The organism is Xenophilus sp. (assembly GCF_044462705.1).
Taxonomy (GTDB): domain Bacteria; phylum Pseudomonadota; class Gammaproteobacteria; order Burkholderiales; family Burkholderiaceae_C; genus Xenophilus; species Xenophilus azovorans.
The window spans coordinates 1-19,368 of sequence record NZ_JBIQNC010000085.1; the positions used below are offsets into that span (position 1 = coordinate 1).

The 19,368-nt window shown below is 70.2% G+C and carries 18 protein-coding genes; 15 read left to right on the forward strand and 3 right to left on the reverse strand.

The annotated features are described in order from the left end of the window. From ACIY1X_RS14065 to ACIY1X_RS14115, 11 genes are all read left to right on the forward strand, one after another. Window positions 1-1,462 (forward strand): ABC transporter ATP-binding protein (locus ACIY1X_RS14065; protein ID WP_399681410.1); only part of this gene is annotated, 1,462 nt, incomplete at its 5' end. Between the two features lie 20 nt (window positions 1,463-1,482). Further along, entirely contained in the window at window positions 1,483-2,694 is a 1,212-nt protein-coding gene (locus ACIY1X_RS14070) for a YbfB/YjiJ family MFS transporter (protein WP_399681413.1), read from the forward strand. 265 nt (window positions 2,695-2,959) lie between these two features. Next, window positions 2,960-3,565, forward strand: coding sequence for a ribosome maturation factor RimP (rimP, locus tag ACIY1X_RS14075; protein WP_399681444.1), 606 nt, complete (start codon window positions 2,960-2,962; stop codon window positions 3,563-3,565). A gap of 19 nt (window positions 3,566-3,584) precedes the next feature. Continuing rightward, a complete protein-coding gene (nusA, locus tag ACIY1X_RS14080; RefSeq protein WP_399681416.1) occupies window positions 3,585-5,072 on the forward strand; it encodes a transcription termination factor NusA in 1,488 nt (495 codons plus the stop codon). A gap of 23 nt (window positions 5,073-5,095) precedes the next feature. Further along, window positions 5,096-7,990: a translation initiation factor IF-2 gene (infB, locus tag ACIY1X_RS14085; RefSeq protein ID WP_399681419.1), complete on the forward strand. Its 2,895-nt coding sequence runs from the start codon at window positions 5,096-5,098 to the stop codon at window positions 7,988-7,990. 23 nt (window positions 7,991-8,013) lie between these two features. Then, window positions 8,014-8,385 (forward strand): 30S ribosome-binding factor RbfA, encoded by a 372-nt coding sequence (gene rbfA / locus ACIY1X_RS14090; RefSeq protein WP_038216963.1) that lies wholly within the window; start codon window positions 8,014-8,016, stop codon window positions 8,383-8,385. Between the two features lie 5 nt (window positions 8,386-8,390). Beyond that, a complete protein-coding gene (gene truB / locus ACIY1X_RS14095; protein ID WP_399681422.1) occupies window positions 8,391-9,368 on the forward strand; it encodes a tRNA pseudouridine(55) synthase TruB in 978 nt (325 codons plus the stop codon). Next, entirely contained in the window at window positions 9,365-11,197 is a 1,833-nt protein-coding gene (typA, locus tag ACIY1X_RS14100; protein ID WP_399681425.1) for a translational GTPase TypA, read from the forward strand. The genes truB and typA overlap by 4 nt, the downstream gene beginning before the upstream one ends. A 189-nt stretch (window positions 11,198-11,386) precedes the next feature. Beyond that, window positions 11,387-12,157 (forward strand): hypothetical protein, encoded by a 771-nt coding sequence (locus ACIY1X_RS14105; protein ID WP_038216934.1) that lies wholly within the window; start codon window positions 11,387-11,389, stop codon window positions 12,155-12,157. An 18-nt stretch (window positions 12,158-12,175) separates the two neighbouring features. Continuing rightward, window positions 12,176-13,048: a DMT family transporter gene (locus ACIY1X_RS14110; RefSeq protein WP_399681428.1), complete on the forward strand. Its 873-nt coding sequence runs from the start codon at window positions 12,176-12,178 to the stop codon at window positions 13,046-13,048. 105 nt (window positions 13,049-13,153) lie between these two features. After that, window positions 13,154-13,585 (forward strand): hypothetical protein, encoded by a 432-nt coding sequence (locus tag ACIY1X_RS14115; RefSeq protein ID WP_399681431.1) that lies wholly within the window; start codon window positions 13,154-13,156, stop codon window positions 13,583-13,585. Window positions 13,586-13,642: 57 nt separating this feature from the next. Here ACIY1X_RS14115 and ACIY1X_RS14120 read toward each other — a convergent pair whose 3' ends face one another. Next, window positions 13,643-14,023, reverse strand: coding sequence for an ATP-binding protein (locus tag ACIY1X_RS14120; protein ID WP_038216914.1), 381 nt, complete (start codon window positions 14,021-14,023; stop codon window positions 13,643-13,645). A 92-nt stretch (window positions 14,024-14,115) separates the two neighbouring features. Continuing rightward, window positions 14,116-14,592 (reverse strand): SsrA-binding protein SmpB, encoded by a 477-nt coding sequence (gene smpB, locus ACIY1X_RS14125; protein ID WP_038216912.1) that lies wholly within the window; start codon window positions 14,590-14,592, stop codon window positions 14,116-14,118. Between the two features lie 68 nt (window positions 14,593-14,660). On the opposite strand from smpB, the gene ACIY1X_RS14130 reads away from it, so the two are divergent. Continuing rightward, on the forward strand, window positions 14,661-15,113 hold the full coding sequence (locus ACIY1X_RS14130) for a type II toxin-antitoxin system RatA family toxin (RefSeq protein WP_038216909.1): 453 nt from the start codon (window positions 14,661-14,663) through the stop codon (window positions 15,111-15,113). Continuing rightward, window positions 15,110-15,442: an RnfH family protein gene (locus ACIY1X_RS14135; protein WP_038216906.1), complete on the forward strand. Its 333-nt coding sequence runs from the start codon at window positions 15,110-15,112 to the stop codon at window positions 15,440-15,442. Before ACIY1X_RS14130 ends, ACIY1X_RS14135 begins: the two co-directional genes overlap by 4 nt. A gap of 29 nt (window positions 15,443-15,471) precedes the next feature. Here ACIY1X_RS14135 and ACIY1X_RS14140 read toward each other — a convergent pair whose 3' ends face one another. Then, window positions 15,472-15,981, reverse strand: a complete 510-nt coding sequence (locus ACIY1X_RS14140) for a DUF4124 domain-containing protein (RefSeq protein WP_399681435.1) — start codon at window positions 15,979-15,981, stop codon at window positions 15,472-15,474. A gap of 181 nt (window positions 15,982-16,162) precedes the next feature. Between ACIY1X_RS14140 and guaB the strand changes: the two genes are divergently transcribed. Together guaB and guaA are read left to right on the forward strand one after the other, a co-directional pair. Then, entirely contained in the window at window positions 16,163-17,632 is a 1,470-nt protein-coding gene (guaB, locus tag ACIY1X_RS14145) for an IMP dehydrogenase (protein ID WP_038216900.1), read from the forward strand. A 76-nt stretch (window positions 17,633-17,708) separates the two neighbouring features. Then, window positions 17,709-19,325: a glutamine-hydrolyzing GMP synthase gene (guaA, locus tag ACIY1X_RS14150; RefSeq protein WP_399681441.1), complete on the forward strand. Its 1,617-nt coding sequence runs from the start codon at window positions 17,709-17,711 to the stop codon at window positions 19,323-19,325. Window positions 19,326-19,368 lie beyond the last annotated feature (43 nt).

The window sequence follows — 19,368 nt, forward strand, 5'->3', positions numbered from 1 at the left end:
CCTGCTGCGCCTGGCGCAGGGCGCGCAGCTCGCCGGTTCGGCCCGCCTGGCGGGGCCGGGTGGCGAGCGCGAGCTGCTGAGCGTCCCGGAACGCGAGCTGCGCGGCATCCGCGGCCGCGAGATCGCGATGATCTTCCAGGAGCCGATGACGGCGCTGAACCCGCTGTACCCGGTGGGCGAGCAGATCGCCGAGGTGCTCGAACTGCACGAGGCCCTGCCGGCCCACGAGGCGCACGAACGCGCGGTGCAGCTGCTGGCCGAGACCGGCGTGCCCGAACCGGCGCGCCGGGCAGGGGCCTTCCCGCACCAGCTCTCCGGCGGCCAACGCCAGCGCGCCATGATCGCGATGGCCCTGGCCTGCAAGCCCCGGCTGCTGCTGGCCGACGAGCCGACCACCGCGCTGGACGTCACGCTGCGCACCCAGATCCTGGAACTGCTGGAGCGCCTGCAGCGCGAGCACGGCATGGCGGTGCTGCTCATCACCCACGACCTGAACCTGGTGCGCCGCTTCGCCGACCGCGTGGCGGTGATGGAGAAGGGCCACCTGGTGGAGCAGGGCGCGGTGGCCGAGGTGTTCTCCGCCCCGCGGCACGCCTACACCCGCCGGCTGATCGACAGCCGCCCCGTGCGCGACGTGGCCCCGCCGCCCGCTGAGGGCGACGCGCCGCCGGTGCTGCAGGCGGACGGCCTGCGCGTCAGCTACACGGTGCCGCGCCCCGGCATCCGCGGCTGGTTCGGCCGCGATGCCTTCGTCGCGGTGCAGGGCGCCGGGCTGCGCATCGGGCGCGGCGAGACGCTGGGCGTGGTGGGCGAGTCGGGCTCCGGCAAGTCCACCCTGGCGCTGGCGGCGCTCGGCCTGCTGCCGGCCGAGGGCGAACTGCGCATCGCCGGCCGCGCCTGGAGCGGCCGCACCACGGCCGACCGGCCGCTGCGGCGCGTGGTGCAGGTGGTCTTCCAGGACCCGTTCTCCTCGCTCTCGCCGCGCATGACGGTCGGCCAGATCGTCGGCGAGGGGCTGCAGGTGCACGGCGGCGCGCCCGATGCGGCCGCCCGGCGCGGCCGCGTGCTGGCCACGCTGGCCGACGTGGGGCTGACGGAGGAGCAGTTCCCCGGCCTGCTGGAGCGCTATCCGCACGAGTTCTCCGGCGGCCAGCGCCAGCGCCTGGCCATCGCGCGCGCGCTGGTGGTCGACCCGCAGCTGCTGGTGCTGGACGAGCCGACCAGCGCCCTGGACGTAACCATCCAGAAACAGGTGCTGGGCCTGCTGCAGCGCCTGCAGCGCGAGCGCGGCCTGGCCTACCTGCTCATCACCCACGACGTCGAGGTGGTGCGCGCCATGGCGCACCGGGTGGTGGTGATGAAGGACGGCGCGATCCTGGAGCAGGGCGAGGTCGATGCCGTGCTGGAGCGCCCGCAGCACCCCTATACGCGCCAGCTCGTGGCGGCCGCATTGGCCGACTAGAAAAAGAAGAAGATCAATTGATGTCGAATTCCGGATACGAACCCCGCCACGGCTGGCGGGCCGCCCTGGCCTGCATGGTGGCCCTGGCCGTGGCGATGGGACTGGGCCGCTTCGCCTTCACGCCGATGCTGCCCGTGATGCTGCACGAGGGCTCGCTGGACCTGGAGGGCGGCGGCGTGCTGGCCTCGCTCAACTACCTCGGCTACTTCGTCGGGGCACTGTCCTGCGCCGCCATCCGGGTGCCGGCGCCGGCGATGGTGCGCGGGGGGCTGGTCGCCACTGCGGCGCTGCTGCTGGGTATGGGGCTGCTGCACGGCTTCACCCTCTGGGGCGTGCTGCGCACCGCCGCCGGCGTCGCCAGCGCCTGGACCTTCGTCTTCGCCTCCGGCTGGGGCCTGCGCCGGCTGGCGGAAACCGGCATGCACCGGTTGGGCGGGGTGATCTACACCGGGCCCGGCATCGGCATCGCCGCCACCGGGCTGCTGGGCGGGCTGGCGTCCCGCTGGGGCGCCGACGCGGCCTGGATCGGCTTCGGCGTGGTGGCGCTGCTGCTGGTCGCCGGCATCTGGCGGGTCTTCGACGACGGCGGCCATGCGGGCGAGCGGCTGCCCGCGGCACCCAAGGCGGCCCCGGCCGTGCGGCATGCCGCGGCCGGCCAGGACGGCGGCAGCGGCGACGCGCGCGCCCTGGTGGTCCTCTACGGCCTGGCCGGCTTCGGCTACATCATCACCGCCACCTTCCTGCCGGTCATCGCCCGCCAGGCGCTGCCGGGGTCGGCATGGCCCGACCTGTTCTGGCCGCTGTTCGGCCTGGCTGTCATCCCCGGCGCGCTGGTGAGCGCCCAGGCGCCGCAGCACTGGGACAACCGCCTCCTGCTGGCCGCCGCCTACGCGATGCAGGCCGTGGGCGTCCTGCTGTCGGTGGCCTGGCCCGACGTGGCCGGGCTGGCGCTGGGCAGCCTGCTGCTGGGCCTGCCGTTCACGGCCATCACGCTGTTCGCCATGCGCGAGGCGCGGCGGCTCAAGGGCAACGCGTCGGCCGGGCTGATCGGCTACGCCACCGCGTCCTACGGCATCGGGCAGATCGTCGGCCCGATCTTCGCGGCCCCCCTGGCGCATCGCACGGGCAGCTTCACCGTGCCGCTGCTGGTGGCGGCGCTGGCGCTGGCGGGCGGGGCGGCGCTGTTCGCGTGGGTCGGGCGCCACGCCTTGCGCCCGGCGGGTGCGGCATGAGGCGCCCGGGCGCCCTCGGGCCGTGCAAAAGCGCCGCACAGGCCCTATAATCGAAGGCTCACGACCAAACGGGCGGGTACCAACCGCCCTTTTTTTTTGGTCGCTTCGCTTTCTTCGCTCTCGCCCACGCTTGAGGCTCGTCTTCGATGCCCGGGCGGCCTGTCACCAGGGCCGCCGGCCGCGGCACCGGCCGGCTCGGCGCGCGGGCATGGCGGGTGGGGCGGGCACGAGGCACAGGCAGATTCACAAGGAAGCACGCATCCCGGTGGCATTGCAGCAGACCGTCGAAACAACCGTGGCCGGGCTCGGCTACGACCTGGTCGAGATCGAACGCTCGGCAGGGGGACTGCTGCGCGTCACCATCGATCTGCCCTGGGCCGGCGCGGCTGCCGACGGCGGCAGCGACGCCTTCGTCACCGTCGAGGATTGCGAGAAGGTTACGCGCCAGTTGCAATATGCGCTGGAGGTCGAGAACGTCGACTACCGGCGCTTGGAGGTGTCTTCGCCCGGCATCGACCGGCCGTTGCGCCACGAGCAGGATTTCGAGCGCTTCGCCGGCGAGGTGATCGACATCACCCTCAAGGCGCCGATGGGCGAGGCCGCGGCGGGGCAGGTGAATGCCAACCGCAAGAAGTTCCGCGGCACGCTGGAGCGCACGGAGGGGCCCGGCGGCGAGCGCGGCTGGCAGATCGTCTGGCGCGACGAGCCGGCGCCCGCCAAGCCCGGACAGAAGGTGAGCCAGAAGAAGCGGGAGGCCGCGCCGCTGCACGCGCTCGGCTTCCGGCTGGACGAGCTGCGCGACGCGCGGCTCGCCCCGATCGTGGATTTCAAGGGGCGCAAGCCCAGGACCGGCGGCGTACAGCCGGAGTGACAGCAAGGAGCCCAGTGGCATGAATCGCGAAATGTTGATGTTGGTGGATGCGATCTCGCGCGAGAAGAACGTCGAGCGCGACGTCGTCTTCGGCGCCGTGGAGTCGGCGCTGGCGCAGGCCACCAAGAAGCTGTACCAGGGCGACGTGGACATCCGCGTGGCGATCGACCGCGACACCGGCGCCTACGAGACCTTCCGCCGCTGGCACGTGGTGCCCGACGAGGCCGGCCTGCAGCTGCCCGACCAGGAGATCCTGCTGTTCGAGGCCAAGGAAGAGCTGCCCGACATCGAGCTGGGCGAGTACATCGAGGAGCCGGTCGAGTCGCTGCCCATCGGCCGCATCGGCGCCATGGCCGCCAAGCAGGTGATCCTGCAGAAGATCCGCGACGCCGAGCGCGAGATGCTGCTCAACGACTTCATGTCGCGCGGCGAGAAGATCTTCACCGGCACCGTCAAGCGCATGGACAAGGGCGACATCATCGTCGAGTCCGGCCGCGTCGAGGGCCGCCTGCGCCGCAGCGAGATGATCCCCAAGGAGAACCTGCGCAACGGCGACCGCGTGCGGGCCATGATCATGGAGGTCAACCTCGAGCTGCGCGGCGCGCCGATCATCCTCTCGCGCACCGCGCCCGAGTTCATGATCGAGCTGTTCCGCAACGAGGTGCCCGAGATCGAGCAGGGCCTGCTGGAGATCAAGAGCTGCGCTCGCGACCCCGGTTCGCGCGCCAAGATCGCCGTGCTCAGCCACGACAAGCGCGTCGACCCGATCGGCACCTGCGTCGGCGTGCGCGGCACCCGCGTGAACGCCGTCACCAACGAACTGGCCGGCGAGCGGGTAGACATCGTGCTGTGGTCGGAGGACCCGGCGCAGTTCGTCATCGGCGCGCTGGCCCCGGCCAACGTGTCGTCCATCGTGGTAGATGAAGAGAAGCACGCCATGGATGTGGTGGTGGACGAGGAAAACCTCGCCATCGCCATCGGCCGCGGCGGCCAGAACGTGCGCCTGGCTTCCGAGCTGACCGGTTGGAAGATCAACATCATGGACGCCAACGAATCGGCCCAGAAGCAGGCCGAGGAAACCAGCGCCATCCGCCAGCTCTTCATGGAGAAGCTGGACGTCGACGAGGAGATCGCCGACATCCTGATCGCCGAAGGCTTCACCAGCCTGGAAGAGGTGGCCTACGTGCCCATCGCCGAGATGCTCGAGATCGAGGCCTTCGACGAGGAAACCGTCAACGAGCTGCGCGCCCGTGCCAAGGACGCGCTGCTGACCCTCGAAATCGCGCGGGAAGAGAGCGTCGAGGGCGTCTCGCAGGACCTGCGCGACCTCGAAGGCCTCACCCCCGAGCTGATCGCCAAGCTGGCCACCGCGGGCGTGAACACGCGCGACGACCTGGCCGACCTCGCGGTCGACGAACTCACCGAGATCACCGGCCAGAGCGCCGATGACGCCAAGGCCCTCATCCTCAAGGCGCGCGAACACTGGTTCGCTGGCGCGCAAGAGTGATGTCATGGGAGCACGAAACAGATATGTCCAGCACCACCGTTGCAGAGTTCGCTCAGGAACTCAAGAAGACACCCGAAACGCTGCTTGACCAGTTGCGCAGTGCCGGCGTGGCCAAGTCGGCCGCGTCGGACGCGCTGACCGAAGCCGACAAGCAGCGCCTGCTCGGCCACCTGAAGGCCAGCCACGGCACGGCCGCGCCCGAGCGCAAGAAGATCACGCTGACCAAGAAGTCGACCACCGAGATCAAGCAGGCCGACGCGATGGGCCGCGCGCGCACCATCCAGGTGGAAGTGCGCAAGAAGCGCACCTTCATCCAGCGCGACGACGCGCCGGCCGAGGCGCCGGCCCCGGCGCCCGCGCCGGCCGCGCCGCGCATCGACGAGGCCGAGCTCGCCCGCCGCGAGGAAGAGGCGCGCCGCAACGCCGAGCTGCTGCGCCGCCAGGAAGAGGAACTCGCCGCCCGCCGCCGCGAGCGCGAGGCTGCCGAGGCGGCCGAACGCGAGGCGGCCGAGAAGGAAGAGCGCGCCGAGCGCGACCGCGAGACGCAGGCCGAGAAGGCCCGTGCGGAAGCCGCCGCCATCAACGCCGCGGCGGCCGAGGCGCGCAACGCGCCGGCCGCCGAGGCTGCGGCCCAGAAGGCGGCCGAGGAGAAGGCCGCTGCCGAAAAGGCCGCCGCCGAGAAGGCCAAGGAAGAGGCCAAGGCCAAGGCCGCCGCCGAATCCAAGGCGCGCGCCGACGAAGAGGCGGCCCGCGCCCGCGACCTGGAAGAGCGCCGCCGCAAGGCGCTGGCCGAGGCCGAGGCCATCCGCGAGATGATGAACGCGCCCAAGCGCGTGCTCGTGGCCAAGAAGGAAGAGCCCAAGCCGGCCGAAGCCAAGCCGGCCGCACGAGGCACGCTGCACAAGCCGGCCACCGGCACGGGCGCCCGCCCGGCCGCCGGCGGGGCGGCGGCGCCGTCTCCCGGCGCCGGCAAGGAGATCAAGTCGGCCAAGCTGTCGTCCAGCTGGGCGGGCGAGGCCGGCAAGAAGAAGGAGATCAAGACCCGCGGCGACGCCAGCGGCGGCGTGGGCCGCGGCAACTGGCGAGGCGGCCCGCGCGGCCGGCGCGGCAACGACCGCGACCGCGACGACTCGCACCACCAGGCGCAGCCGGCGGAGCAGCGCGTCATCGAGGTGCACGTGCCCGAGACCATCACGGTGTCCGAGCTGGCGCACAAGATGGCGGTCAAGGCCTCCGAGGTCATCAAGCAATTGATGAAGCTGGGCCAGATGGCGACCATCAACCAGTCGCTGGACCAGGACACGGCCATGATCCTCGTCGAGGAGATGGGCCACAAGGCGGTGGTCGCCGCGCTGGACGATCCCGAGGCCTTCACCGAGGAAGAAGTGCAGGCGCAGACCGCCGAGGCCCTGCCGCGCGCACCGGTGGTCACCGTCATGGGCCACGTCGACCACGGCAAGACCTCGCTGCTGGACTACATCCGCCGCGCCAAGGTGGCGGCGGGCGAGGCCGGCGGCATCACGCAGCACATCGGCGCCTACCACGTCGAGACGCCGCGCGGCATGGTCTCCTTCCTCGACACCCCGGGCCACGAGGCCTTCACCGCCATGCGCGCCCGCGGCGCGCAGGCCACCGACATCGTCATCCTGGTGGTGGCGGCCGACGACGGCGTGATGCCGCAGACCAAGGAAGCCATCAAGCACGCGAAGGCGGCGGGTGTGCCGATCGTGGTGGCGGTCAACAAGATCGACAAGCCCGAGGCCAACCCCGAGCGCGTGAAGAGCGAACTGGTGGCCGAGGAGGTCGTGCCCGAGGAATTCGGCGGCGACTCGCCCTTCGTCGAGGTCTCGGCCAAGACGGGCAAGGGCATCGACGACCTGCTGGAACAGGTGCTGCTGCAGGCCGAGGTGCTGGAGCTGAAGGCGCCGGTGGATGCCGCCGCCAAGGGCCTGGTCATCGAGGCGCAGCTCGACAAGGGCCGCGGCCCCGTGGCCACGGTGCTGGTGCAGTCCGGCACGCTCAGGGTGGGCGACGTGGTGCTGGCCGGCTCCACCTCCGGCCGCGTGCGCGCCATGCTGGACGAGGATGGCCGCAACACCAAGTCGGCGGGGCCCTCCATCCCGGTGGAGATCCAGGGCCTGACCGAGGTGCCGCAGGCCGGCGACGAGTTCATGGTGATGGCCGACGAGCGCCGCGCGCGCGAGATCGCCACCTACCGCGCTGGCAAGTTCCGCAACACCAAGCTGGCCCGCCAGCAGGCGGCCAAGCTGGAGAACATGTTCTCCGACATGACGGCGGGTGAGGTGAAGAACCTGCCCATCATCATCAAGGCCGACGTGCAGGGTTCGCAGGAGGCGCTGTCGCAGTCGCTGCTCAAGCTCTCCACCGACGAGGTGCGGGTGCAGATCGTCTACGCCGGCGTGGGCGGCATCAGCGAGTCGGACGTGAACCTGGCGATCGCCTCCAAGGGCATCGTGATCGGCTTCAACGTGCGCGCCGACGCCGGCGCGCGCAAGCTGGCCGAGGGCAACGACGTCGACATCAAGTACTACAGCATCATCTACGACGCCGTGGACGAGCTGAAGACCGCGATGGCCGGCATGCTGGCCCCCGAGCGCCGCGAGGAAGTCATCGGCCATGCCGAGATCCGCACGGTGTTCGTGGCCTCCAAGATCGGCACCGTGGCCGGCTCGTACGTGCTGGACGGCGTGGTGCGCCGCGACGGCCACTTCCGCCTGCTGCGCGACAACGTGGTGGTCTACACCGGCGAGATCGAGTCGCTCAAGCGCATGAAGGACGACGTCAAGGAAGTCCGCGAGGGCTTCGAGTGCGGTATCAAGCTGCGCAACTACAACGACATCCGCGAAGGCGACCAGCTCGAGATCTTCGAGATCAAGGAGATCGCACGGACGCTGTGAGCGCCCGGCGCGGCACCTGAACCATGGCCTCGAAGAAGCAGACCACGCCCAACCGCGGCTACCGCGTCGCCGACCAGATCCAGCGCGATCTGACGGAGATCATCGCGCGCGAGCTGAAGGACCCGCGGGTGGGCATGGTCACGCTGCAGGCCGTGGAGGTGACGCCGGACTACGCCCACGCCAAGGTGTTCTTCAGCGTGCTGGTGGGCGACCCGCAGGAGACGCAGGACGCGCTCAACCAGGCGGCCGGCTTCCTGCGCAACCACCTGTTCAAGCGGCTGCACATCCACACCGTGCCGACGCTGCACTTCGTGTTCGACCGCACCACCGAGCGTGCGGCGGACATGAACGCCTTGATCGCCAAGGCCGTTTCCTCGCGCGGTAAGGAAGACTAGCCCCCATGTCGTCGCCATCCCGTGTCAGGGTGCAGCGGCGCCCTGTGCATGGGGTGTTGCTGCTCGACAAGCCGCTGGGCCTGTCCAGCAACCAGGCCTTGCAGAAGGCCAAGTGGCTGCTGCGCGCAGAAAAGGCGGGCCACACCGGCACGCTGGACCCGCTGGCCACCGGCGTGCTCCCGCTGTGCTTCGGCGCGGCCACCAAGTTCAGCCAGTTGCACCTCGACGCCGACAAGACCTACGAGACGGTGGTGCGCCTGGGCGTGCGCACGGCGACGGGCGATGCGGAAGGCGAGGTGCTGAGCGAGCGCCCCGTGCAGTGCTCAGCCGGGCAGGTGGTGGAGGTGCTGGACCGCTTCACCGGCCCGATCACGCAGGTGCCGCCCATGCACAGCGCCCTCAAGAAGGACGGCAAGGCGCTCTACGAATATGCGCGCGACGGCGAAACCGTCGAGCGCGAGCCGCGCCAGGTGGTCATCCATGCGCTGGAGCTGCTGGAGATGCAGCTCTCGGGCGAGACGCCGGGCCTGCGGTTGCGTGTGCATTGCTCCAAGGGCACCTACATCCGCACCCTCGGCGAGGACATCGGCGAGGCCCTGGGCTGCGGCGGCCACCTGAGCTTCCTGCGCCGCGTCGCCACGGGCGGCTTCGACGCCGCGCAGTGCGTGACGCTGGAGGCGCTCGAAGCCCTACCCGAAGACGGGCGTCTGGCGCTGCTGCAGCCCGTCGAATGCCTGGTGGCCGGCCACACGCCCGTCACGCTGGGCGAGGACGATGCCGGCCGCTTCCTCAGCGGCATGCGCCGCCGCGGCGGCTGGCCCGACGCCGAGGCGGTGGCCGTCTTCGGCACCCAGCCGCATGCCTTCCTGGGCACTGCCCACGTGAAGGCCGGCGAACTCATCCCGGGGCGCTTGCTGGCCCCGACCGAAATCCAGCAGATCCTTGTGAATCGAACGCCTCCGACCGAGGCCCTTGCACCATGACCGCAACCCGCCAGATCCGAAACATCGCCATCATCGCCCACGTCGACCACGGCAAGACCACCATGGTCGATCAGCTCCTGCGCCAGTCGGGCACCTTCGCCGAGCACGAGAAGGTGGTCGACACGGTGATGGACAGCAACGCCATCGAGCGCGAGCGCGGCATCACCATCCTGGCCAAGAACTGCGCCGTGAGCTGGAAGGACACGCACATCAACATCGTCGACACCCCCGGCCACGCGGACTTCGGCGGCGAGGTGGAGCGCGCCCTGTCGATGGTCGATGGCGTGCTGCTGCTGATCGATGCGCAGGAAGGCCCGATGCCGCAGACCCGCTTCGTCACCAAGAAGGCGCTGGCGCTGGGCCTCAAGCCCATCGTGGTGGTCAACAAGGTGGACAAGCCGGGCGCCAACCCCGACAAGGTGGTCAACGCCGCCTTCGACCTGTTCGACAAGCTGGGCGCGACCGACGAGCAGCTCGACTTCCCGGTGGTCTACGCCTCGGGCATCAACGGCTGGAGCTCGCTGGAGGAGGGCGAGCCCGGCGAGCAGTGGGGCCCCGACATGTCGGCCCTGTTCGAGACCGTGCTCAAGCACGTGCCGCCGCACGACGGCGACCCGGACGCACCGCTGCAGTTGCAGATCTCGGCGCTGGACTTCTCCACCTTCGTCGGCCGCATCGGCGTGGGCCGCATCAACGCCGGCACCCTGCGGCCGAACATGGACGTGCAGGTGATGGAAGGCCCGGACGGCGCCTCCTTCAAGGGGCGCGTCAACCAGGTGCTGACCTTCCAGGGCCTGGACCGCGTGCAGGCCGCCGAGGCCGGCCCCGGCGACATCGTGCTGATCAACGGCATCGCCGACATCGGCATCGGCGTCACGCTCACCGACCCGGCCGACCCCACGCCGCTGCCGATGCTGAAGGTGGACGAGCCCACGCTGACGATGAACTTCTGCGTGAACACCAGCCCGCTGGCCGGGCGCGAAGGCAAGTTCGTCACCAGCCGGCAGATCTGGGACCGGCTGCAGAAGGAGCTGCAGTCCAACGTGGCGCTGAAGGTCAAGGAGACCGACGAGGATGGCATCTTCGAGGTCTCCGGCCGCGGCGAACTGCACCTCACGATCCTGCTGGAGAACATGCGCCGCGAAGGCTACGAACTGGCCGTGTCCAAGCCGCGCGTGGTGTTCAAGGACATCGACGGCGAGCGCTGCGAGCCGATGGAGCTGGTCACGGCCGACATCGAGGAAGGCCACCAGGGTGGCGTGATGCAGGCGCTGGGCGAGCGCAAGGGCGAGCTGGTCAACATGGAGCCGGACGGCAAGGGCCGCGTGCGTCTGGAATACCGCATCCCGGCGCGCGGCCTGATCGGCTTCACCAACGAGTTCCTGAACCTCACCCGCGGCTCGGGCCTGATCAGCAACATCTTCGATTCCTACGAGCCGCACAAGGGCGAGATCGGCGGCCGCAAGAACGGCGTGCTGATCAGCATGGACGACGGCGAGATCTTCACCTACGCGCTGGGCAAGCTGGACGACCGCGGCCGCATGTTCGTCAAGGCCGGCGACCCGGTGTACGAGGGCATGATCGTCGGCATCCACAGCCGCGACAACGACCTGGTGGTCAACGCCACCCGCACCAAGCAGCTCACCAACTTCCGCGTCAGCGGCAAGGAGGACGCGATCAAGATCACGCCGCCGATCGAGCTGACGCTGGAATACGGCGTGGAGTTCATCGAGGACGACGAGCTGGTCGAGATCACGCCCAAGAGCATCCGCCTGCGCAAGCGCTTCCTGAAGGAGCACGAGCGCAAGCGCGCCTCCCGCGAGGCGTGAAATGAAACACCCCCAGTCTTCGCGGACTTCGTTCCGCTTCGCCAACCCCCTCAAGGGGGCACATCCTGTGGCCTGGCAAAGCCAGTTCCGCGGATGTTCCCGCATGGCCTGCTCTGCCGCCTTCGGAGCGGCTGCCTGCCAGGCGTTTCATGCGATGCGGGTGGCGGCGTAACGCCATGGAAGACTGAGATGAAGAAGCGGGCAGCCATCGTCCTGTGCATGGCGCTGGGTGCGTGGCCGCTCTTCGGCCACGCGCAGGCGGCGGCTGAACAGGCCGAGGCGGCGCGCACCTTCGCGTCGCTGCGCTCGGCCCACCCGGAGCGCATGCCGCGGCTGGCGGAGGCCGACGCCGGCCCGGTGCTGCGCGCCCTGGCCGACCCCCGCGCGCTGCCCGCCGAAGGCGCCTCGGCCGACCTGGCCGCCGTCTCGGATATCTGCGACCACGCGCAGGAGGCGTCGCTGGCCTACCTGTCCTTCGGCGCGATGCAGGACGGCCGGTTCGTGGCCTCGGTGGTGGCGGGCAACGCCGCCACCTACCAGGACGAGCTGGCGCTGCTGCAGCCCTTCCTCGCGCACTGCATCGCGCGCCAGGTGCCGCTGGCGGAAGAGACGCTGCGGCGGCTCGATCCGAAGATGGCCGGCCAGTTGCGCCTGGGCGGGCTGCGGCGCGGCCAGACGGGCGTGCTGCAGCTCTATGCCGGCCTGGCGACGGCGGTGGGCGATGCGCGCTTCGGCGCGGCGTATGTCGATGCGCTGCTCGGTGCGCTGGCCGACAGCGCGCCGGCGCACGCCCGGGCGCTGTCCGTCGCCTCGCGCGCCGTGCCGCGCAGCCTGGCGGCGGACCAGATCGCCCGGGCGCAGGGCGCGCGCCGTGCGGCCTGGCAGAAGGTGCTGGACGCGATGTCCGACACCCGCTGCGAGGCGCTGTGCGAGCTGGCTGCCCGCAACGGCCCGCGCTGAGCAAAGGGCATCGCCATCATGGCCCTGACGCATGCCCGCGCGGTGTGGCTGATGGTCGGCGCGACGCTGATGTGGGGCACCGCCGGCGTCGTCACGCGGCACCTGGAGAGCGCGCGCAGCTTCGAGATCACCTTCTGGCGCAGCGCCTTCACCGTGCTGGCGCTGCTCGTCATCCTGCCCGCCTGGCGCGGCCGGGCGGTGCTGCGGACGCTGCGCAGCGGCGGCGTGGCGCTGTGGCTCTCGGGCCTGTGCTGGAGCGTGATGTTCACCGCCTTCATGGTGGCGCTCACGCTCACCTCCACCGCCAACGTGCTGGTGACGATGGCGGTGGGGCCGCTGTTCACCGCGCTGGCGGCCCGCCTGTTCATCGGGCACCGGTTGCCGCTTCGCACGTGGGGCGCGATCGTCGTGGCGGGTCTGGGCATCGGCTGGATGTATGCGACCAAGCTGGGGCAGGGCGAGCTGGCCGGCACGCTGGTGGCCCTGTGCGTGCCGCTGGCGCTGGCCTGCAACTGGACGGTGGTGCAGCACGCCCACGCGCAGGGCCGCGACATCGACCTGGTGCCGGCTGTGCTGATCGGCGCGTCGCTGTCGGCGCTGGCCACGCTGCCGCTGGCCTGGCCGCTGCACGCCACCGTGCACGACCTGGGGCTGCTGGCCTTCCTCGGCGTCTTCCAGTTGGCGATCCCGAGCATGCTGGCGATGGTGTGCGCCCGGGTGCTGAAGGCGCCCGAGGTGGCCCTGCTGGCGCTGCTGGAGGTGATCTTCGGCATCGCGCTGGCGTGGATCGGCGCCGGGGAGATCCCGGCGCTCAGCGTGCTGATCGGCGGGGTGCTGGTGGTCGGTGCCCTGGTCGCCAACGAGTGGCTGGGCTGGCGTGCGGGGCGGTAGCCCGTCGCGCGCGCGGCGCCTGCGCCGATGCGGTGCGGCCTTGTCCGACAACGCCGCCGGGCCCGGCTGCGTTATATCGGGTCCAACAACCGGGAGTCCTCCACGATGAAAACGAAGCTGTCCCTCCTCACGATCGCCGCTGCCGTCACGGTAGCCGCCGCGCCGCCGGCGGCAGGCGCCCAGGTGTCGGTCAACATCAATGTGCCCGGGCTGGTGGCCGTGGCGCCGCCGCCCCCGCGCTGGGAGGCGGTGCCTGGGCCACGGCAGGGCCGGGTCTGGGTGCCGGGCCACTGGCAATGGAGCGGTCATGCCTATGCGTGGCGGGGCGGCTACTGGCAGGCAGCGCGGCCCGACTACGCCTACGTGCCCGGCGGCTGGGTGCAGGTCGACGGCGGCTGGCGCTGGCGCGACGGCGACTGGCGCCGCGCCGCGCGCGAGCGGCAGCGCGAGGAGCGCTGGCACGACGGCCCGCGCCGCGGCCATGGCCATGGCGGCTATCACTGCCCGCCGGGGCAGGCCAAGAAGGGCAACTGCTGACGCAAGAAAGCCGACCCGAGGGTCGGCTTTTTCATCGGGGGCGGGATGGCCGCGGCCTCAGGGGCGCGCGATCCTCCACGCGCCCGCCACGCCGTCGCCCGTGCGGTCGCCGGCCTTCGTGTCTTTCACCCAGTAGTACAGGGGCTGGCCCTTGTAGGCCCACTGCTTCTTGCCGTCGTCGCGCGTCACGACGGAGTAGCCGCCCATGGGCTTGGCGTTGTCCGGCGCGATGAGGGGCGGCCAGTTGGCGGCGCACTGCCCGTTGCACACCGACTTGCCGCTGTCGGGCGTGTCGCGCGCAAAGGTGTAGAGCGTCATGCCGCTGGGCCCGATGAGCACGCCATCGACCGTGCGCGTGGGCGTGTCGGGTGCGGACCGGGTGGCGCAGCCCCCGGCAAGCAGGGCGACAGCAAGGACGGATGCACTGAGCAGTTTCATGGACTTTCTCCTTCGTTGAAAAAACCGGCCCGGGCAGTGTAGGCGCCCGCGCCGACGGCCCGTGTCGGCGGCAGCCGCGCATTCGGGCGGCCTTAGCGGTGCCGGCTTTTCATCGCCCGCTCCACCTCGCGCTTGCCCTCGCGCTCCTTGATGGTGTCGCGCTTGTCGTGCTCGGCCTTGCCCTTGGCCAGGGCGATCTCGCACTTGACCCGCCCGTTCTTCCAGTGCAGGTTCAGCGGCACCAGGGTGTAGCCCTTCTGCTCGACCTTGCCCATCAGGCGCTTGATCTGCTCCTTGTGCAGCAGCAGCTTCTTGGTGCGCACGGCGTCGGGGTTGACGTGGGTGGAGGCGCTCTTGAGCGGGTTGATCTGGCAGCCGATGACGAACATCTCGCCGTCGCGGATGACCACGTAGCCGTCGGTCAGCTGCACCTTGCCTTCGCGCAGCGCCTTCACTTCCCAGCCTTCGAGCACCATGCCCGCCTCGAACTTCTCCTCGAAGAAGTAGTTGAAGGCGGCTTTCTTGTTGTCGGCGATGCGGGCGTTGGGGTCTTGCTTCTTGGTGGCCATGGGGGCTCAGTTGGGGGCGCATGGCGTCCCTACAATCGGCCGCTCGCTTCCCCCGAACCCGCGATTCTATGAAGAGTGTGCACAAGTCCGTCCTCATCTGGTACAGCGCCGAGGAGATGTACGGCCTGGTGACGGACGTGGCGAGGTACCCGGAGTTCCTGCCCTGGTGCGACCGCGCCCGCGTGATCGAGCAGGACGAGGCCGGCATGACGGCGGAAGTCGGCCTCGCCTTCGGCGGCATCCACCAGAGCTTCACCACCCGCAACACCCACGTGCCGGGGCGCGAAGTCCACCTCAAGCTGGTGGACGGCCCCTTCTCCAACCTCGACGGGGTGTGGAAATTCACCCCTGTGGGCGGCGAGGGCGAACGCGCCTGCCGCGTGCAGCTCGACCTGAGCTACGGCTTCAGCAACTTCGCGCTGCAGGCGCTGGTCGGGCCGGTGTTCGACAAGATCGCCTCCAGCCTGGTCGAGGCCTTCGTCAAGCGGGCCGAGCAGACCTACGGCGAGCCGGCGCCATGATCCGCATCGTCCTGTGCTGCGCCCCGGCGCCGCGGCAGGTGCACGAGGAGGCGCTGTGCGTGCCCGAGGGCTGCACGCTGGAGGCAGCCGTCGAGGCCAGCACGCTGGCGCAGGCGCTGCCGGCGCTGGACTGGCGCGCGATGCATCCGGGCGTGTGGGGCCGCGCGGCGGAATGGTCCCGGCCGCTGGCCGACGGCGACCGCGTGGAGCTGTGCCGGCCCCTCACCGTCGATCCGAAGGTGGCGCGGCGCGAGCGCTTCCAGCGCCAGGGGGCGCGCACGGCCGGCCTGTTCGCGCGGCGGCGCGAAGGGGCCAAGGCCGGCTACTGACCGATTGAAGGGGGCGGGCCGGGCGGCTGCTACTTGCAGTCGCTGTCGATGATCGACTGCAGGCGGCGCTGCTCCACCGCGCGGGCGTTGTCGTCGAGGATCTCGCGCTCGCCCTTGTCGTTGACGCGGGCCACGCGCATGCCGCTGTCCATCGTGGCCTTGCCCTGGCGCGCGCGGCTGCAGTTGTCGGCCTTGGCCTGGGCGATCTTCTTCTCCTCGGCGGCGCGCTTGGCCTTCTCGGCTTCCTCGGCCTGGCGGGCCTTCTCTTCCAGCGCCTTGTCCACCCCGGCCGCCTTGCCGGCCGGCGCCGCGGGCGCGGCAGGGGCTTGGTCGGAGGCGGGGGCCGGGGCCGGGGCCGGCGCGGCGGCGGCACGGCTGCCGTGCGGTCGGCGCAGGATGTTCTTCTCGGGCACGTCCAGCGGCGGCGGCTGGTCGCTGAACACCTTCTTGCCCTGCGCATCCAGCCACTGCCACTGGGCCGAGGCGGCCACCGGCATCACGAGAGCGCAGGCGACAAGGACGGCGTGGATCGGCTTCATGGGGCGGAAGTGTAGCGTCCGCTTACGTTTGGCAACACGCACGGGAGGCCGCGAGCGCGGCATGCGCCACGAATCTGGCGTCAATCCGCAACGCCGGCCGCCCCGGCGTGCGCGCCGGCCACCCTGCCGCTTCAGGGAAAACCAGGGCCCTCGTTACAATCCTTCTTTTGGAGCCTCACCCATGCGCCTTCTCGGCAAAGCGCTCACCTTCGACGACGTGTTGCTGGTGCCAGCGTTCTCGCAGGTCCTGCCCAAGGACACCTCCCTCGCCACCCGCCTTTCCCGCAACATCGCACTGAACCTGCCGCTGGTGTCCGCCGCCATGGACACCGTGACGGAGGCCCGCCTGGCCATCGCCATGGCGCAGGAGGGCGGCATCGGCATCGTCCACAAGAACCTCACCGCCCAGCAGCAGGCGGCCGAGGTGGCCAAGGTCAAGCGCTACGAATCCGGCGTGCTGCGCGACCCGGTGGTCATCACGCCCCAGCACACGGTGCTGCAGGTGCTGCAGCTGTCGGAAGAGCTGGGCATCTCGGGCTTCCCGGTGGTCGATGGCGGCAAGGTGGTCGGCATCGTGACCGGCCGCGACCTGCGCTTCGAGACGCGCTACGACGCCCCCGTCACCGAGATCATGACGCCGCGCGCCAAGCTGATCACGGTGCCCGAAGGCACCACGCCCGCCGAGGCCAAGGCGCTGCTGAACAAGCACAAGCTGGAGCGCCTGCTGGTCGTCAACGAGGAGTTCCAGCTCAAGGGCCTCATCACCGTCAAGGACATCACCAAGCAGACCAGCTTCCCGAACGCCGCGCGCGACGACAACGGCCGCCTGCGCGTGGGCGCCGCGGTCGGCGTGGGTGACGGCACGGAGGAGCGCGTCGAGGCGCTGGTCAAGGCCGGCGTGGACGTGATCGTGGTCGACACCGCGCACGGCCACAGCAGGGGTGTGATCGAGCGCGTGCGCTGGGTCAAGCAGAACTACCCGCAGGTGGACGTGATCGGCGGCAACATCGCCACCGGCGCGGCCGCGCTGGCGCTGGTCGAGGCGGGCGCGGACGCGGTCAAGGTCGGCATCGGCCCCGGCTCCATCTGCACCACCCGCATCGTGGCCGGCGTGGGCGTGCCGCAGATCATGGCCGTGGACAGCGTGGCCACCGCGCTGCAGGGCACGGGCGTGCCGCTGATCTCCGACGGCGGCGTGCGCTTCTCGGGCGACATCGCCAAGGCCATCGCGGCCGGCGCCAGCACCGTGATGATGGGCAGCATGTTTGCCGGCACCGAGGAGGCGCCGGGCGAGATCGTGCTCTACCAGGGCCGCAGCTACAAGAGCTACCGCGGCATGGGCTCCATCGGCGCCATGCAGCAGGGCAGCGCCGACCGCTACTTCCAGGAATCGACCACCGGCAACCCGAACACCGACAAGCTGGTGCCCGAGGGCATCGAGGGCCGGGTGCCCTACAAGGGCTCGATCGTCTCGATCATCTACCAGCTCGCCGGCGGCGTGCGCGCCAGCATGGGCTACTGCGGCTGCGCCACCATCGACGAGATGAAGAACAAGGCCGAGTTCGTGGAGATCACCGCCGCCGGCATCCGCGAATCGCACGTGCACGACGTGCAGATCACCAAGGAAGCGCCCAACTACCGGGCGGAGTAATCCACAAGAAGGACAAGGCCGGTGCAACGCACCGGCCTTGTTGTTCCAGCGAAGCGCCTTTTCATCGAAGCGTCCCATGTCACACGACAAGATCCTCATCCTCGACTTCGGCTCCCAGGTCACGCAGCTCATCGCGCGCCGGGTGCGCGAGGCGCATGTCTACAGCGAAGTCCATCCCTGCGACGTGAACGACGACTGGGTGCGCGAGTACGCGAAGGACGGCCACCTGAAAGGCGTGATCCTCTCGGGCAGCCACGCCAGCGTGTACGAGGTGGACGACCGCGCGCCGCAGGCGGTGTTCGAGCTGGGCGTGCCGGTGCTGGGCATCTGCTACGGCATGCAGACGATGGCGCAGCAGCTGGGCGGCAAGGTCGAGGGCTCGCACCAGCGCGAGTTCGGCTATGCCGAGGTGCGCGCGCGCGGCCACACCGACCTGCTCAAGGACATCGCCGACTTCACCACTTCCGAAGGGCACGGCATGCTCAAGGTGTGGATGAGCCACGGCGACAAGGTGACCGAGCTGCCGCCGGGCTTCAAGCTCATGGCCAGCACCGGAAGCTGCCCCATCGCAGGCATGGCCGACGAGGCGCGGCACTTCTACGGCGTGCAGTTCCACCCCGAGGTGACGCACACGCAGCAGGGCCGGGTGATCCTCGAGCGTTTCGTGCTCGGCATCTGCGGCGCAAAGGCCGATTGGGTGATGAAGGACCACATCGCCGAGGCGGTGGAAGCCATCCGCCGGCAGGTGGGCGACGAGGAGGTGATCCTCGGCCTCTCGGGCGGCGTGGATTCGAGCGTGGCGGCCGCGCTGATCCACCGCGCCATCGGCGACCAGCTCACCTGCGTGTTCGTCGACCACGGCCTGCTGCGCCTGGACGAAGGCAAGATGGTGATGGAGATGTTCGCCGGCAAGCTGCACGCGCGCGTGATCCACGTCGACGCCAGCGAGCAGTTCCTCGGCCATCTCAAGGGCGTGAGCGATCCGGAGCAGAAGCGCAAGATCATCGGCCGCGAGTTCGTCGAGGTGTTCAAGGCCGAGGCGGCGAAGCTGAAGGCGGGCGGGCAGGGTCACAAGGGCGCGACCTTCCTGGCGCAGGGCACCATCTACCCCGACGTGATCGAGAGCGGCGGCGCCAAGAGCAAGAAGGCCGTCACCATCAAGAGCCACCACAACGTCGGTGGCCTGCCCGAGCAGCTCGGCCTGAAGCTCCTGGAGCCCCTGCGCGATCTGTTCAAGGACGAGGTGCGCGAGCTGGGCGTGGCGCTGGGCCTGCCGCCCGAGATGGTGTACCGCCACCCGTTCCCCGGGCCCGGCCTGGGCGTGCGCATCCTCGGCGAGGTGAAGAAGGACTACGCCGACCTGCTGCGCCGCGCCGACGCCATCTTCATCGAGGAACTGCGCAACTTCCGCGACGAGGCCACCGGCAAGACCTGGTACGACCTGACCAGCCAGGCATTCACCGTCTTCCTGCCCGTCAAGAGCGTGGGCGTGATGGGCGACGGCCGCACCTACGACTACGTGGTGGCGCTGCGCGCCGTGCAGACCAGCGACTTCATGACCGCCGACTGGGCCGAGCTGCCCTACGCGCTGCTCAAGAAGGTGTCGGGCCGCATCATCAACGAGGTGCGCGGCATCAACCGCGTGACCTACGACGTGAGTTCCAAGCCGCCGGCGACGATCGAGTGGGAGTGACGACGCACCGGCCACCGCATCGGCCGGCCGCCGCTGAATTCCT

Bases quoted from the DNA above. Each gene is read 5' to 3' on its own strand.
- nusA (WP_399681416.1), top strand. From the start codon at position 3,585: ATGAATCGCGAAATGTTGATGTTGGTGGATGCGATCTCGCGCGAGAAG.
- ACIY1X_RS14135 (WP_038216906.1), top strand. From the start codon at position 15,110: ATGATCCGCATCGTCCTGTGCTGCGCCCCGGCGCCGCGGCAGGTGCAC.
- ACIY1X_RS14140 (WP_399681435.1), bottom strand. From the start codon at position 15,981: ATGAAGCCGATCCACGCCGTCCTTGTCGCCTGCGCTCTCGTGATGCCG.
- guaB (WP_038216900.1), top strand. From the start codon at position 16,163: ATGCGCCTTCTCGGCAAAGCGCTCACCTTCGACGACGTGTTGCTGGTG.
- smpB (WP_038216912.1), bottom strand. From the start codon at position 14,592: ATGGCCACCAAGAAGCAAGACCCCAACGCCCGCATCGCCGACAACAAG.
- infB (WP_399681419.1), top strand. From the start codon at position 5,096: ATGTCCAGCACCACCGTTGCAGAGTTCGCTCAGGAACTCAAGAAGACA.
- ACIY1X_RS14120 (WP_038216914.1), bottom strand. From the start codon at position 14,023: ATGAAACTGCTCAGTGCATCCGTCCTTGCTGTCGCCCTGCTTGCCGGG.
- ACIY1X_RS14070 (WP_399681413.1), top strand. From the start codon at position 1,483: ATGTCGAATTCCGGATACGAACCCCGCCACGGCTGGCGGGCCGCCCTG.
- guaA (WP_399681441.1), top strand. From the start codon at position 17,709: ATGTCACACGACAAGATCCTCATCCTCGACTTCGGCTCCCAGGTCACG.
- typA (WP_399681425.1), top strand. From the start codon at position 9,365: ATGACCGCAACCCGCCAGATCCGAAACATCGCCATCATCGCCCACGTC.
- ACIY1X_RS14105 (WP_038216934.1), top strand. From the start codon at position 11,387: ATGAAGAAGCGGGCAGCCATCGTCCTGTGCATGGCGCTGGGTGCGTGG.
- ACIY1X_RS14110 (WP_399681428.1), top strand. From the start codon at position 12,176: ATGGCCCTGACGCATGCCCGCGCGGTGTGGCTGATGGTCGGCGCGACG.
- truB (WP_399681422.1), top strand. From the start codon at position 8,391: ATGTCGTCGCCATCCCGTGTCAGGGTGCAGCGGCGCCCTGTGCATGGG.
- ACIY1X_RS14115 (WP_399681431.1), top strand. From the start codon at position 13,154: ATGAAAACGAAGCTGTCCCTCCTCACGATCGCCGCTGCCGTCACGGTA.
- ACIY1X_RS14130 (WP_038216909.1), top strand. From the start codon at position 14,661: ATGAAGAGTGTGCACAAGTCCGTCCTCATCTGGTACAGCGCCGAGGAG.
- rbfA (WP_038216963.1), top strand. From the start codon at position 8,014: ATGGCCTCGAAGAAGCAGACCACGCCCAACCGCGGCTACCGCGTCGCC.